Consider the following 15,590-nt stretch of genomic DNA (forward strand, 5'->3'; position numbering starts at 1 on the left):
CTTGTTGGGAGGTACTCACCGGGGTGGCCATACCCGAACACTACGACCAGCCACCGACATTCCCAGCCCGCACCATGACGCCAACCGAGGGGTGTGGATAACCTGATCAAACCCACAATGTGGAGGAATATCCAGTGCCGCTATTCCACCCTCCGGTGGCCCCATTCTGGAGACCCGGCCAGCCGTTCCCCCTGTTCGCGACACCCGGCCGGCATCCGGCGGGACAACAACCCTCAATACCCGGTTGACAGTTCCCACTGGCGTCTGTCGGTGGCGTGACGTACACTCCAAGAATCGAACATTTGTTCGAACTACCGGAGGGCGCCGAATGCCGCAGATCATCGATACCGAGGTCGAGGTCGAGCTTTCGGCCGACGGCGACCCCCTGGCCTTCATCTGGAATCGGTTTGAGCATACCGTCATCGGTCAGCCCCAGGCCGTTTTCACCCGCACCCGCTGGTGGGAGAACGACGGCGTGCCACTGCGGATCGACACCGAGCTGTGGCGGTTGGACGCGTCACGCGGGGACGAGGAACAGCACCGCTACGATCTGCGACGCGATGTCGACGGATCGTGGGTGCTCGCCCTCGACTGGGGATGAGTTTCCCGCACCTGCACGTCGCCAGCGCGTACTCCACGCACTACGGGGTCACGATGCCGGAGGCGCTGGCCGAGCAGACGACGGCACAAGACGCCACCTTCCTCGCGGTGACCGACCGAGACGGCCTGTACGGCGCGGTCAAGCACGTGCGAGCCTGCGTGGACGCCGGCGTGCAACCGGGGCTCGGCGCCGACCTCGCCGTGCACGACGACGACCATCTCTCCCTCGGTCGGGTGGTCGTGCTCGCCCACGGCAACACGAACGGGCGCGGGTATGCGGCGCTCTGCCGCGCCGTCTCCGCCGCGCACCGCACCGTGTCGCAGGGGTTCGGAGCGCTGCCCAGCATCGGCCGGTCCGAACTGGCGCAACTGGCCGGCCTCCGCTCACTCACGGTACTGCTCGGTCCGACCTCCGATGTGGGCACCGCGACCGGGCATCGTGACAACGAGGATGCTCGCGCCCGCCTCGCGGCCTGGCTGCGCGCCATGCCGGCCGACTCTGTGACCCTCGAGGTCGTCTGCCACCTGTCGGAACCCGGCACCCCCGGCAGTGTGACGCCGGCGACCCGCATGCTCGCCCTCGCCGAACATTCCGGCCTGCCCGCGGTGCTCACCAACGCGGTGCGCTACGGCACCCCGGAGGAGGCGGTCACCGCTGACCTCGCCGACGCGGCCCGCACGCTCACTCCGCTCGCCGACCTCGAACAGCCGCAGACGAACGGGCAGGCCTGGCTCAAGCCGGCGCGGGCGATGCGCCAGGTGGCGCGAATGGTGGTCGATGCCGGGCTGCACGACGATGGCGCCCTCGAGCGGCTCTTCCGCGACACCGAGCGGCTCGCCGAACGATGCGCTCTTGACCCCGAGGCCGATATCGGTCTCGGCCGGCCACGGATGCCGGAGGCGCGAATCATCGGCGTCAGCGGTGACCCGGTCGCCGAGCTCTGGAAACGGGCGCGGGCCGGCATCGATGACCTCTATCCGAGGCCGGAAGCCGGGGAGCGCAGCGGTGCCGCATCGGCGGAGGAGGCGCACGCCCGGCTTGCGCACGAGATGAAGACCGTGGAGCACCTCGGCTTCGCCGGCTATTTCCTCACCGTCGCCCGGGTGGCGGACATCATCAGGGAGATGGGCATCCGCATCCAGGCACGCGGCTCAGGGGTCGGCTCGGTGCTCAACTATGCGCTCCGCACCTCGTCGGTGGAGCCGATCTCCAACGGCCTGCTCTGGGAACGTTTCCTCTCGCCCGAACGGCAGACCCTGCCCGATATCGACCTCGACGTCGAGTCCGCGCGCCGCCACGACATCTACCGCAGACTGTTCGAGACCTTCGGCGGCGAGCGGGTTTCCCTGATGTCGATGACGAACGCCTATCGCGGCCGCGGCGCCGTGCGTGACGCCGGCCTCGCCCTCGGAATGAACCACGAGCAGGTCGCGTCGATCGCCAAACAGATGTGGCGCTTCAACGCCAGGGATTTCCGGCGCGCCCTGGCAGAGAAGCCCGAGCTGGAGCCGCTCGCCGCCGAGGTGCGCGAGTCCCAGCAGTTGGACCAGTTGGTCGACCTGACCGCGAAGCTGGACCGCCTCCCCCGGCACATCTCCGTGCACCCCTGCGGGGTGATCCTCTCCGATGCGACCCTGCTCGATCGCACGCCGGTGCAGGCATCCGGCATGGGGCTGCCGATGTCCCAGTTCGACAAACACGATATGGACCCGATGGGACTGATCAAGCTCGACATCCTCGGCGTCCGAATGCAGTCGGCGATGGCGCACGCCGTCGAGGAACACCACCGATTGTCCGGTGAGAGCATCGACCTCGACCGGATCCCGCTCGACGACCCGGCCACCTTCGAACTCATCAGGTCGACCAGAACGCTCGGTATCTTCCAGATCGAATCACCCGGCCAGATGGAGCTGGTCGGCAAGCTGCAGCCAGAGGTCTTCAACGACCTGACGGTCGAGATCTCCCTGTTCCGGCCCGGCCCGATGCAGAACAACATGCCGCTGAAATATCTCCAGGCCAGGCACGGAGAGGTGATGCCCGACTACATCCACCCGCGACTGGAACCGATCCTGCGGGAGACCAAGGGTGTCGTCATCTTCCACGAGCAGGTGATGCGCGTGTTCGACGAGCTCACGGGGTGTGGTCTCGGCCGGGCGGATGTCTTCCGCCGCCACCTCGGCAAGCCGGAGCAGCTACCCCGAATCGAGGAGTTCGTGCGGGAGCGGGCGCTGGAACGCGGATTCCCGCCCGCAATCATCGACCAGGTCTGGACGATGCTGGCGGGGTTCGGCAGCTTCGGCTTCGCCAAGGCGCACGGCGCCGCGTTCGCACTGCCGACCTACCAGTCGGCCTGGCTGAAGACTCACCATCCCGCAGTTTTCCTGGCCGGCCTGCTCACCCACGCGCCCGGCATGTGGCCGAAGGACCTCATCGTGGCCGAGGCCAGGCTGCTCGGCGTGCCGGTCCTCGGCCTCGACGTGCAGCGGAGCAGGCTCGACTACCGGGTCGAGGAGCTCGGCGACGAACGCCGCGGCATCCGGCTGGCGCTGGCCGAGCTCGCCGGCGGCACCGCGGCTGAACGGGCTCGCATCGTGCGCCACCAGCCGTTCTCCTCGCTGCAGGATTTTCGCGACCGGGTGCGGCCGCGGAGGAAGACCTTCGAGGCACTCGCCCGGGTCGGGGCGCTCGACAGCTTCATCGGGTACGACCGTGCCCGCCGGCACGAACTCCTCGTCCACGTGCAGTCGCTGCGCGGCACCGCGGTCACCATCAACGACAACCAGCTGGCGTTCGAGGTCGAACTGCCGGTGCAGGGCCTCGAAGGTGCCCGCTTCACCGCGGTCACCTCCCTGGAATTGCGCGGGCGGAGCCAGACCGACCTGGAGCTGCGGGACCTGAACCTCGCGGTGTCCGGCCACCAGATGACCCGGTTCTACCCGCTCTTCGCCGAGCTGGGGGTCACCCCCGCCTCCGAACTCGCCGATCTTCCCGGCGGCACCGAGGTGCTCATCGCGGGAGTACGGCGCGCAACGAACACCCCGCCAATGCGCAACGGCCGCCGAGTTGTCTTCGTCAGCCTCGATGACGGCACGGGACCGGTCTCGAACGTCGTCTTCTTCCACGACGCGCAGGAACGAATTGGGGGGGCCGTGTTCCAGACCCGCCATATCCTCGTGCGGGGCCGAACCCGAAGGTCGGGGGCGAAGGGAGTGTCCATCACCGGGGAGAACCTGTGGGACCTCACCGACGTCGTCCGGAAGGTCGACCAGCGGCGAAAGGCGGAAGCCGCGGCACGGCACACCGACCGGGCCGCCGAACTCGCGGCGGAACTGGCCGCTATCCCGGTCGACAATGTGCACCATTTGTGGCCGCTCCGCGCGTAGTCGCACCCGGTCCCCCGTCGCCCGCCGACGCTCCTAACCGGAGGGGGTGCTCGAACGGATCACGGCATTCGGCGACGACATCGCGAAATCGCCGCCCCCGTACTTCGCGTTCGCGACCGACATGACGGCCGGCCACATCCGATGGCGTGCGGTCGCGGCCTGCCCGCTGTCGAAGAACACGGCACGCTGGTTGGCGTCCCCGGTGAGGCTGATGACGGCCGCCACGGTCGCGACCTTCGTGCTCGCTCCACTCATCCAGGTGTCCTTATTGCCGTCGGTTGTCCCGGTTTTGCCGATCATCGGCACCCGGGGCGAGGTCGCTTGGTAGGACTGTTGAGCCGTGCCGCTGGTCATCACCCGGCTCATGGCATAGGCCATCCCGGCGGTCACCGCCGGGTCGACGGCCTGGCTGCACTGGGACTGCGGAGCGGGCAACTCCGTGCCGGCCGCATCGACGATCCGGTCGATCACGACCGGCGTGCAGACAACCCCGTTGTTGGCGATACCGGCGAACGCGACGGCCAGGCTCAGCGGGGCGATTTCGTTCGTTCCGATCACGGAGGCGGCGTTTTGGAGCAGCGGGTCACCGTCGGCGCGGTGCATGCCGAAGGCCTCGGCGGTCTTCCGGATGCCGCACAGGTCGAGCTTCTTCGCCATCCCGATGTAGCCCGTGTTGATCGAGCCGATCGTGGCCTCGAGGGCGCTGTAGTTGGCGCCACTCTCTTTCGCGTCGTTCTTGGGGTCCCACTTGTCTTTGTCGTAATTCTGTGGGCCCAGGCAACTGTCCTGGAAGGTTCCCCAGTTCGACTTGCGCCGCGAGTCGACCCGTTCGTTCAGGGAGTGCCCCTCCTTCAACCACTCCGCCAGCGTGAAGACCTTGTAGGTCGAGCCCGGCTGGAACCCGCTCGACCCGCCGTCGACGTAGTCGGTGTTGTAGTTGATTCCCGTGTAGTTGGCGCCCGTCGCCTGCACCGCCGGATCCTGGCTGTAGTCCTTGTTCTGCGCCATCGCCAGCACCCGCCCGGTGCCGACCTGCACGCTGGAAATGACGCTACCCACGTCCCAGCCGGGGTACGTGCTCGGAACATTGGCCCGGATCGTATTCTCGGCCGTGTTCTGCAGATCCAGGTCGAGGGTTGTGAAGACCTCGTAGCCTCCGCGCCGGAAGTTGAGCAGCCTGGTCGCCTCATCGGCCCCGAATGTCGGGTCGTTGCGGAGTACATGCGTGACGTAGTCGCAGAAGAACGCGCTGCCCGCGGCCGTCTGGCACCCGGTACTCGGTTCGGTGATGACCGGCTCAATCGGAGTCTGGATGGCGACGTCGAACTCGGCTCTGGTGATTTTGCGCTGGGTGAGCATGTCGCGGAGAATGTAGTCGCGGCGGGTCAGATTGGCCTGATACCCGTTTGCCGCACCGTTTGTCTCGCTCAGTGGATCATCCAGCTGAAACTTGACGGGGTTGTTGATCGTGGCGACGAGGCTCGCGGCCTGCGGCAAGGTCAGGTTTGCCGCTGCGGTGTTGAAGTAGTAGTTTGCCGCGGCCTCGATTCCGTATACCGTGCCGCCGAAGCCCGCAATATTCAGGTACTGCCGAAGGATGTCGTTCTTGGAGTATTTTTTCTCGAGACCGATGGCCAGGCGCATCTCCTTGAGTTTCCGGTCAGGGGTCGTCTCGGTGGCGGCGACATAGCAGGTGCGTCGTTCCGTCGCATCCGTCATGATTTCGCACTTCTGCACGAGCACATTCTTGACGTACTGCTGGGTGATGGACGATCCGCCCTGAATTTCACCGCCGGCGAAGGTGCTCACGGCCGCCCGGACTGTGCCCTGGAGATCAACACCGCCGTGCTCGAAGAATCGGGGGTCCTCGCTGGCGATGGCGGCATCCCTGACATACGGGCTGATCGCCGCCAACGCGACCTCGATTCGATTCTGGTCGTAGAACGAAGCGAGCAGAGCCACCGAACCATCGGTCCGGGTCGCGTAAATACTGCTCTTCTCCGACAACCGATCGATCGAGAGAAACTCCGGCAGGTTCTCGAAAACATTGATCGTGTCGGTGGCCGCAATGCTTGACAACGCCACCACCGGGGTGACAGCGACTGCCGCGAGGAGTCCGGCCGAAGAGCTCATCGCGACCAGGCCGACGAGGCCGCCGAGCACGCCGAGGAACGTTCGTCGTTCGACGAATTCCGTGTTGCGCTTCATGTGCCCCCGCCTGACTCGGTACCTTGCTCACCATTGAACCCCAAACGGGGCGATCTCCGAAGGGGCTTGCCGTGGATGTCTGAATGTGACACCACGGGAGCCGGCTACCGGCGTTTCACAGCGAAAAAGGGCCCGGCAGCGAATGCTGTCAGGCCCTTTTCGGTCAGCGGAGGCTAGCCCCGCGAGAGTCAGACGGTGGTTGCGTCCACCCGCGTCGTCGACTTGGCCGCTGACGGCACCGTGGCACGGATGGCCCAGCCGAACAGGCTCAGCAGGATGCCCGCGCCCATCGCGAAGGCCGAGACGCCGAAGGCGACGATCGACGTGAATAGCGAGGCGCGCAGGAGCGACGCGGTCATGACGGTCGGGCGGATGGGATCGTCCTGGGCCAGCTCGGCGTAGGTCTTCCCGTCACTGGCCTTCATTGCGTGGTGGTTGATGATGGACGCCTGCGCGTAGGCCGCGAACGGGTTGTCGACGGTTGCGCCGGGCAGGAAGGCCGCATCCTCGGCGACGGTAATTTTCTCTTCGCTGAGTTGGCTGCTGACCGTGCCCCAGACGAGGCCGCCGGCGAGGAGCATCACGAGGCCGCCGATGATGCCCAGGAGCCCGATCAGCCTGACGAGGCGAGCCTTCCCGGAGGTCAGGGTAACGGTGGATGCCGGGTGTGTTGTTGCGCTCATCTGCTTGCCTTTCGTCGTGGCACGTGGTCGTGACACTGTCGTGACTCCAGCTTGGCACTTTCAAGGCACTTTCACAGGTGATTCCCACCAAGCACCCCGTAGTGGGGGTTGGAAAAGGGCGCGGCATTTGTGCTATGCCACGCCCGATTCCATTCCGTGCCGCCCCGTTGGGCCAGGATGCCGGCCCTAGAAGACGGTCAGTCCCCGTGCCCGGAACTGCTCCCGAACGCGTTCCTGCAACTCATTGTCCGGAGGATGAACTCCGTGCAACGGGTAGGGCAGATTGAGTTTGTCCCACTTGTCCTCACCCATCTGGTGGAACGGCAACACTTCGACGCGCTCGACGTTCGGCCACCGCGCCACGATCTCGGCGACGGCGTCGACGTTGTCGACCGCGTCTGTGAGCCCAGGCACGAGCACGAAACGCACCCAGACCGGGATCTTCCGTTCGGCGAGGCGATCACCGAAGGCGACGGTCGGAGCGAGGTCCCGACCGGTCACCTCCTTGTACGTCCCGGGGATGCCCGATTTCACGTCGAGCAGCACCAGGTCAAGGTTGTCCAGCAACTTATCCGACGCGCTCTTGCCCAGGAACCCGGAGGTGTCCAGGGTGGTGTGCACGCCCAGTTTGTGGCACTCCTCGAAGATGCGCGCCACAAAGGCGGGCTGCATGAGCGGCTCGCCACCGGAGATGGTAATCCCGCCTCCGGTCGACTCAAAGACGCCCTTGTAACGCTTGACCCGTGTCACGAGGTCATCGAGCGTCGTCAGCAACCCGTCGCGCATCTTCCAGGTGTCGGGGTTGTGGCAATACTGGCAACGCAGCAGACACCCGGAAAGAAAGAGCGTCATTCGCGTGCCGGGGCCATCCACGGCCGTGACCAGTTCCCATGAGTGGACACTGGCCACGGTGCCGTTGTGGATGGCTTCCATCTCGAGGTGGTGGAGTTCGGCCAGTTCGGCCTGTTCACTGCTGACGGATGAACCGTCCACCAGATCGATAGCGGCGCCGGCGCTGGGCAGGCCGAGGTTTACTGCGGGCATTGTCTCGTCCTACTCAGCGTCGCCGCGGGGTTGATTTCGGTGAATGTCAGTGCGAGTGGAACGTGCGGCTGATGACATCCATCTGCTGCTCGCGGGTGAGGCGCACGAAGTTGACCGCGTAGCCGGAGACGCGAATCGTCAGCTGCGGGTAGTTCTCCGGGTGCAGCATGGCGTCTTCAAGGGTGTCCTTGTTCAACACGTTGACGTTGATGTGGTAACCGGTCGCCGACGTGAACGCGTCGATGAGGCCGACCAGACTGGTGATCTGCTCTTCCTTGGTGTGGCCGAGGCCACTGGGCACCACGGTGTTGGTCAGCGAGATGCCGTCCTGAGCCTCGCTGTACGGGAGCTTGGCGACGCTGAGCGCCGACGCGAGCATCCCGTGGGTGTCGCGACCGTTCATCGGGTTGGCACCCGGTGCGAAAGGCTCGCCCTTGCGGCGGCCGTCCGGCGTGTTGCCGGTTGCCTTGCCGTAGACCACGTTGGACGTGATCGTCAGGATCGACTGGGTGTGGATCGCATCCCGGTAGGTGGGGTGCTTGCGGATCATTGTCATGAACCGTTCCATCACGTCAACGGCGATGGCGTCGACGTTGTCGTCGTCGTTGCCGAACTTGGGGAAGTCACCCTCGACCGTGTAGTCGACGACGAGACCGGTCTCGTCACGCACCGGACGCACCTTGGCGTACTTGATGGCCGACAGGGAGTCGGCAACCACGCTCAGGCCGGCGATGCCACAAGCCATCGTGCGGATGATTTCCTTGTCGTGCAGTGCCATTTCGAGGCGCTCGTATGCGTACTTGTCGTGCATGTAGTGGATGCAGTTCAGTGCGGTGACGTACGTCTCGGCGAGCCACTCGAGGGTTTCGAGGTAGGCCGGGAAGACCGTGTCGTAGGTGAGGATCTCTTCGGCGTTGGGCGTGGTTGCCGGGGCGACCTGCTTGCCGGAGACCTCGTCCTTGCCCCCGTTGATCGAGTAGAGGAGCGCCTTGACGGCGTTGACCCTGGCCCCGAAGAACTGCATCTGCTTGCCGACGCGCATCGGCGACACACAGCACGCGATGGCGGCGTCGTCACCCATCTCGGCGCGGATGATGTCATCCGACTCGAACTGGATCGCCGACGTGTCGATGGACACCTGGGCGCAGAAGCGCTTGAAGCCATCGGGAAGCGCGTCGCTCCAGAGAACGGTGAGGTTCGGCTCCGGTGCTGCGCCGATGTTGTACAGCGTCTGGAGGAAACGGAAGGTGGTCTTGGTGACCAGCGGGCGACCGTCGTCACCGATTCCGGCGAGCGACTCGGTGACCCAGGTGGGGTCGCCGGCGAAGATCTCGTCGTATTCGGGGGTGCGCAGGAAGCGCACGATGCGGAGCTTGATGACCAGGTCGTCAATGAGTTCCTGGGCGGCGGATTCGGTCAGGGCGCCGTTCGCGAGGTCGCGTTCGATGTACGCGTCGAGGAAGGCCGCGTTGCGTCCGAACGACATTGCTGCGCCGTTCTGTTCCTTGACCGCGCCGAGGTAGGCGAAGTACAGCCACTGCACGGCTTCCTTGGCCGTGACGGCGGGACGGGAGATGTCGGAACCGTAGCTGGCCGCCATCTGAACGAGTTCCTTGAGGGCGCGGATCTGCTCCGAGTTCTCCTCGCGGGCACGGATGATGTCCTCGGTCGAGGGCTCCATGTCGAGCTCGGCACGGTCATTCTTCTTGCCGGCGATGAGGGCATCGACGCCGTACAGGGCGACGCGACGGTAGTCACCGATGATCCGGCCGCGACCGTAGGCGTCAGGCAGTCCCGTGATCAGGTGGCTGTTGCGGGCGCGACGCACGCCGGGAGGGTAGACGTCGAAGACTGCGGTGTTGTGGGTCTTGCGGTAGTCGGTGAAGATCTTCTCGAGCTCGGGAGACACGGGGTAGCCGTAGGTCTCAAGCGAGGTGGCGACCATGCGCCAGCCACCGAACGGCATGATCGCGCGCTTGAGCGGCGCATCCGTCTGCAGTCCGACGATGACCTCGTTGGGCTCGTCGATGTAACCGGGCTTGTGGGCCGTAATGGACGACGGGGTGGTCGCGTCGACGTCGTAGACGCCCTTGCGCCGTTCCTCGGGGAACATGGCGGACAGCTTGGCCCAGACCCCGGTCGTGCGGTCCGTCGGGCCCGCCAGGAATGATGCGTCGCCCAGATAGGGCGTGTAATTGCGTTGGATGAAATCGCGGAGATCGATCGAGTCCTGCCAGGGGCCGGACACGAAGTCCGGACGCTCGGCCTGCGTCGCGTCTTTGTCGCTGCGAACACCTTCTGTGATGGTCATGTAGATTTCACTCCTCGTGGGATCGAGTCTCCCCCGCCGCAGAAGTGTGTCTCCCGCAGTCGGGCCTGGAGAGCAGGACCACGAGGCGTGCGGCTAATGCGGCGATGCATCGTGACTTGCCCTCTTCTGCCAACACTACTCCGGTCGCTGGGCGTATCACACGAATCGGTGCCGGGGTTTCGCGCCCGCGCCCTTAAGGGGAGGCAGTCAATTTTGGACGCGAATCCCCGGCGCATCCATCGGTGCGAGTTTGTCGACTTCGCCGCGAGTCAAAGTGCTGTCCAGAGGCCAGAACGAAGGTGCAAAGGGAGAATCCTGACCGAATTTTCAAAGTTTTTTTCCCGGGTTGAGCAGCGAGTCGGGGTCGAAGGCGGCCTTCACCCGGCGCTGGAGGTCGCGCAGGATCGGTCCAAGCTCGTCGTCAAGGTGCGCCTGCTTGAGCATTCCAATGCCGTGTTCGCCGGACGCGGAGCCGCCGAGGGAGATCGCGAGCCGGATCACCCGGGCGAAGGCCCGATGCGCCGCGTCAACCTCGGCCGGGTTCTCGGCGTCGAACCCGATCATCGGGTGCAGGTTTCCATCGCCCAGGTGCCCGCCGGTACCGATCGGGATGGCCAGCTCGCGGGAGATCTCGGCGAGTCCGGTCAGGAGCGCCTGCAGTTGGGACCTGGGCACGGTGATGTCCTCGTTGAGGCTGGATCCACGTGCGGCCTGTAGCGCCGGCTGCAGCAACCGGCGCGCCGCCATCAGCTGGTCGAGGTGATCCTGGTCGTGAGCGACGACCACCTCGGTGGCCCCCTCGGCGCGGAGGATGGCGGCATATTCCTCGACGTCGTCGTGGGCCTGGCCGGCCTGGTCCGACTGCACGAGCAGCAGGGCGGCCGCACCGGCCGGCAACGTGGACTCGGGGTCGAAGGCGTTGATCGCGGCGATCGACGGGCCGTCGAGGTACTCGAGGATGCTCGGTCGGCGGTTGGACGCGACGATGAGCGCGGAGGCGGCCAGGGCGGCCTCCGTGTCGGCGAACGTCGCCGACACTCCCGACGCCGCGGCCGGGGCGGGCAGGAGCCCGACGGTGATCTCGGTGATGATGCCGAGCGTGCCCTCCGAGCCGACGAGGAGGGCGGTCAGGTCGTAACCGGTCACGCCCTTGATGGTGCGCTGGCCGGTGCGGACGACGGATCCGTCGGCGAGGACGACCGTGAGCTGACGCACGAAGTTCCCCGTCACGCCGTACTTGACGCAGAGCATCCCGCCCGCGTTGGTGGCGACGTTGCCGCCCACGGTCGACCCCTTCCAGGAGCCGGGATCCGGTGGGTAGAACAGGCCGACAGCTGCGGCCGCCCTGGCGAGGGCGTAGGTGCGCACACCGGCCTGCACCGTGGCGGTCTGGTCCTCGACGTCGACGGAGACGATCTTGTTCAGCCGGGTGGTGCTCAGCACGATGCAACCCAGGATCGCGTTGGCGCCCCCGGCAAGTCCGGTGCGCGCACCCTGTGGCACGATCGGGATGCCGTGCAGGGCCGCGAACGCAACGACCGCCGCGACCTGCTCGGTATTCACCGGCAGGGCGACCGCGAAGGGCATTCCGGCCGCGGTGCTGTCGGACTGGTCACGGAGATACGCCCCGGTCTTCTCGCCGGTGATGATCTGCCCGGTCGGCAATACCTCGACCAGTTGCTCGAGGAGGGTGAGTTTGGGTGCTGTCGTGGTCACGGATGCCTCTGCGATAGGAGTCTGTGCGGCCGGAGTAGCGGCAGGCGATCACATCAGGTGAGGCGAGGGGGAACGCGCGAGGCGAGGACTCGGACTCTGCGGAGGGCATGTCTCGGATGGCTGCGCTGGCAAGTCTAAGAGAGAATTCGGCGGGGTTCGGTGCGAAAGTTACGCCCGGCGTCGGCAACACGGCATCGGCGGGATTGTATTTATGGATGCATTTATGGTTGGCTGGAGGCATGAGCCCCTCCAGGTCCCCCCGCACCGGCGCCGCCGGTCCGTCCGCCGTCGAGCGGGTATACGCCCACGTCGCCGACGGGATCATCACCGGCGCCGTCGGTGCGAGTTCGCTGCTCACCGAGGGCGACGTCGCCCAGACCCTGGGCACCAGCCGCACCCCGGTGCGAGAGGCCTTCCTCGCACTCGAGGCCCACGGTCTGCTCAAGCTGTTCCCCAAGAAGGGCGCGGTCGTGACCGCCCTCGACGACGTCGAGACCATGGAGCTCCTCCAGGTACGCATCATGTTCGAAACGACCGCGGTGTCGCTGCACAGCGCTCGCCGAGACGCCGACCACGCCGTGGACGGCGACCTGGCCGCCCTGATCCTGGTGCAGGAAGAGGCCGCCCGAACCGGCGACCCGCTCACCTTCGCCCGGGCCGACCACCAGTTCCACGCCCGGGTCGTCGATGAGGCGCACAACCGGGTGATCGACGAGTTCTACACCCGGCTCGGGCCGCGCCTCGAGCGCCTCCTGCACCGCGTCGCGAACCGCGACCCGGGCAGTCTCCAGCGCTACGTCACGGAACACCGCGCCCTCGCCGACTATCTCAGCGCCGGGGATGCCCCCGGCTATGAGGCCGAACTTCGGCGGCACGTGCGCCATGGTTTTCAGGGGCCGCTCGACTCCTGACCCCGGCGCCCCGGCGCCATACGCCTTCCAGAAAGAAACATGAGCTTCCGCCGCACCATCCCCGCCTGGCAGCTTGCCGCGCCCGCCCTCTTCGTCATGGCCTGGGGTGGCAACCACTTCACTCCGCTCCTGCACATGTACGAGTCGCTGGGCCACTACTCGGCCTTCATGGCCGATCTGTTCCTCGGCTTCTACGTCGTCGGCCTCATCCCCGGACTGCTCGTGGCCGGCGCACTGTCCGACCGCTATGGGCGCAAGCCGCTGTCCGTCGTCGGGGTCGCCATCGGCATCACCGCCAGCCTTCTGCTCGGTCTCGGCTTCACCAGCGAAATCATGCTCTCCCTCGGCCGGTTCCTGGCCGGCCTGAGCGTCGGCGTGGCGATGTCGGTCGGGACCGCCTGGCTCAAGGAACTCTCCAGCCCGCCGTTCGACCGCCGGGCAGACCTCACCGCCGGCGCCCGCCGCCCCGCGCTCACCCTGACCGTGGGGTTCGGACTCGGCGCCGGCGTCGCGGGGGCGCTCGCCCAGTGGGGACCGATGCCCACCCTCTCCCCTTATCTTGTGCACATTGCCCTCAGCCTGCTCGTGCTGCCCCGCCTGCTCCGCGCTCCGGAGACAGTGCCGCGATATCGCTCTCACCGCCCGTTCTGGCAGGACCTCGCCGTTCCACTGTCCGGCCACCGCCGGTTCCTGCGCGTCATCGCCCCCTCCGCCCCGTGGGTCTTCGGTGCGGCGGCGATCGCCTACGCGATCATGCCCAAGCTCGTCGAAGACGAGCTTGGTTCCCTCAATCTCGCCTACGCGACCCTGCTCACCGTCGTCACGCTCGGTACCGGCGCCCTCGTCCAGCCCCTCGTGGCCAGGCTCAACGTGCTCACGAACGGTCGGGCACTGGTGGTGGGGATGAGCGTCCTGCTCCTCGGACTGCTCCTCTCTATTGCGACCACGGTCCTGCTCTCCCCCGTGATCGCGTTGATCACGGCGATCACCCTCGGCGCGTCCTACGGAATCTGCGTGGTCGCCGGCCTGGTCGAGATCCAGCGGATCTCCACCCCGGCCGACCTGGCCGGCATCACCGGGGTCTACTACAGCCTCACCTACGTCGGCTTCCTGCTGCCGGTCCTGTTCGCCTGGCTGAGCGCGGTCACGAGCTACACCGTGCTGATGGGAATCCTGGCCGTCGTCGGCGCCGGCTGTCTCGCCATCGTGGCGTACGGCATCCGTCGCGTCTGATCGAAGGGAACCCTTCCGCGACTGGCGGCGCCACCCCTGGCGTACGCTGGCGACATGCCTGAGAACGGTCGCGGAACCCCTGTCCCTGATTACCTCAATCAGTGGGTCGCCACCCAGCGCTGGTTCGCGAGCAAGGGGAACGTGCCCGCTCTGCGCAGTGTCGCCCAGTGGTCGCTTTCGTCGGCCGAACCGGGAGTGGACATCCGCACCCACCTCGTCATCGACGCCGCGGGCGGGGAAGATACCCTTTACCAGCTTCCCCTCACCGAGCGCGCCGCCCCCCTTCCGAGCGCCGAACGCGCCCTGGTCGCCGCGGTGAACGGCCCGGACGGAATGACCCGGTATGTCTACGACGCACCGCATGACCCCGCCTACGCGGACGCGATCCTGCGGGTCATCCTGAACCAGGGTGCCTCGATCGGCCAGGAGGACACGGGCGCATCCGCACGGGGCGAACTCCTGCTCGACGCGCCGGACACTCCTCCATATACCGTGGCGGCCAGCCGGGTGCTCACCGGGGAGCAATCGAACACCTCGATCATCTTCGACACCAGGGGCGCGAATGACGCCCCGGCTCGCCCGATCATCTGCAAGGTGTTCCGTGCCCTCCACCACGGGGACAACCCGGACATATCGGTGCAGGCGGCCCTGGCCAGGGCCGGATCCCGGTTCGTGCCCGAACCGATCGGCTACGTCGAGGGTGAATGGGACGACCCCGACCGCCCTGCCGGACGCGCCAGGGGCCACCTGGCCTTCGCCCAGGAATTCCTGCCCGGGGTCGAGGACGCCTGGCGCGCCGCCCTCACCGCGGCCTCGACCGGCGGGGATTTCAGCAGGGAGGCGCACGACCTCGGCGTGGCAACGGCCGCCGTGCACGCCGACCTCGCTGCGGTGATGCCGACTCGCGAGGCCACCCCCGACGTGATCGCGGCGCAGCTGTCGGCCATCCGGGAACGCTTCCGCACCACCGCGGCCGAGATCCCCGCGCTGGGAGAGCACCGTGCGGCGATCGAAACCATCTTCAGGCGGGCGCAGTCGGCTCCGTGGCCACGGCTGCAGCGCATCCACGGCGACTATCATCTGGGCCAGGTGCTCAATGTTCCGGGCGGCCGGGGCTGGGTTCTCGTTGATTTCGAGGGCGAGCCGCTGCGGCCGCTCGAGGACCGAAGCCGACCGGATGTCCCACTACGGGACATTGCCGGCATGCTGCGGTCATTCTCCTACGCCGCGGGCACGATCGAATTGGCGCACCCGGAACGTCCGGCGTCGGCCTCGCTCGCCTGGGCCGACGCCTGCCGGGCTGCGTTCCTCGACGGCTATGCCGAGCGTTCGGGCGTGGATCCGAACGAGCAGGGTGCGCTGCTGAGCGCCTTCGAACTCGACAAGGCCCTCTACGAGGCCGTCTACGAGACCCGAAACCGGCCGACCTGGCTCCCGATCCCCCTCGCAGCGATAACCCGCCTAGTCGACCTGACCCCCTCCCCCCGCCACCCTTAACCG

The 15,590-nt window shown here is 66.7% G+C and carries 10 protein-coding genes; 5 read left to right on the top strand and 5 right to left on the bottom strand.

Annotated elements, in window-relative coordinates; genetic code table 11:
* Positions 1–328: 328 nt before the first annotated feature.
* Entirely contained in the window at positions 329–601 is a 273-nt protein-coding gene (locus QMG61_RS16840) for a hypothetical protein (protein WP_283495491.1), read from the top strand.
* Entirely contained in the window at positions 598–3,984 is a 3,387-nt protein-coding gene (locus QMG61_RS16845) for a DNA polymerase III subunit alpha (protein WP_283495492.1), read from the top strand. Before QMG61_RS16840 ends, QMG61_RS16845 begins: the two co-directional genes overlap by 4 nt.
* Before the next feature lie 33 nt (positions 3,985–4,017).
* On the opposite strand, the gene QMG61_RS16850 is transcribed toward QMG61_RS16845, so the two are convergent.
* The 5 genes from QMG61_RS16850 to QMG61_RS16870 form a co-directional block, all read right to left on the bottom strand.
* Positions 4,018–6,192, bottom strand: coding sequence for a transglycosylase domain-containing protein (locus QMG61_RS16850; RefSeq protein WP_283495493.1), 2,175 nt, complete (start codon positions 6,190–6,192; stop codon positions 4,018–4,020).
* Positions 6,193–6,380: 188 nt separating this feature from the next.
* Entirely contained in the window at positions 6,381–6,875 is a 495-nt protein-coding gene (locus tag QMG61_RS16855) for an aromatic ring-opening dioxygenase LigA (protein WP_283495494.1), read from the bottom strand.
* A gap of 186 nt (positions 6,876–7,061) precedes the next feature.
* Complete coding sequence (gene pflA / locus QMG61_RS16860; protein ID WP_283495495.1) at positions 7,062–7,919, bottom strand: pyruvate formate-lyase-activating protein; 858 nt, start codon at positions 7,917–7,919, stop codon at positions 7,062–7,064.
* Positions 7,920–7,965: 46 nt separating this feature from the next.
* Positions 7,966–10,230 (bottom strand): formate C-acetyltransferase, encoded by a 2,265-nt coding sequence (gene pflB, locus QMG61_RS16865; RefSeq protein ID WP_283495496.1) that lies wholly within the window; start codon positions 10,228–10,230, stop codon positions 7,966–7,968.
* Positions 10,231–10,557: 327 nt separating this feature from the next.
* Complete coding sequence (locus QMG61_RS16870; RefSeq protein ID WP_283495497.1) at positions 10,558–11,946, bottom strand: FAD-binding oxidoreductase; 1,389 nt, start codon at positions 11,944–11,946, stop codon at positions 10,558–10,560.
* Between the two features lie 239 nt (positions 11,947–12,185).
* Here QMG61_RS16870 and QMG61_RS16875 point away from each other — a divergent pair, with 239 nt between their 5' ends.
* Genes QMG61_RS16875 through QMG61_RS16885 form a run of 3 tightly spaced genes read left to right on the top strand, consistent with a single transcriptional unit; the run spans position 12,186 to position 15,587 of the window.
* On the top strand, positions 12,186–12,857 hold the full coding sequence (locus tag QMG61_RS16875) for a GntR family transcriptional regulator (protein WP_283495498.1): 672 nt from the start codon (positions 12,186–12,188) through the stop codon (positions 12,855–12,857).
* Between the two features lie 39 nt (positions 12,858–12,896).
* Positions 12,897–14,090: an MFS transporter gene (locus tag QMG61_RS16880; RefSeq protein ID WP_283495499.1), complete on the top strand. Its 1,194-nt coding sequence runs from the start codon at positions 12,897–12,899 to the stop codon at positions 14,088–14,090.
* 54 nt (positions 14,091–14,144) lie between these two features.
* A complete protein-coding gene (locus QMG61_RS16885; protein WP_283495500.1) occupies positions 14,145–15,587 on the top strand; it encodes a maltokinase N-terminal cap-like domain-containing protein in 1,443 nt (480 codons plus the stop codon).
* Positions 15,588–15,590: the final 3 nt, after the last annotated feature.

It is taken from the genome of Cryobacterium sp. PH31-AA6, assembly GCF_030063195.1.
In the GTDB taxonomy this organism is placed as follows: Bacteria; Actinomycetota; Actinomycetes; order Actinomycetales; family Microbacteriaceae; genus Cryobacterium.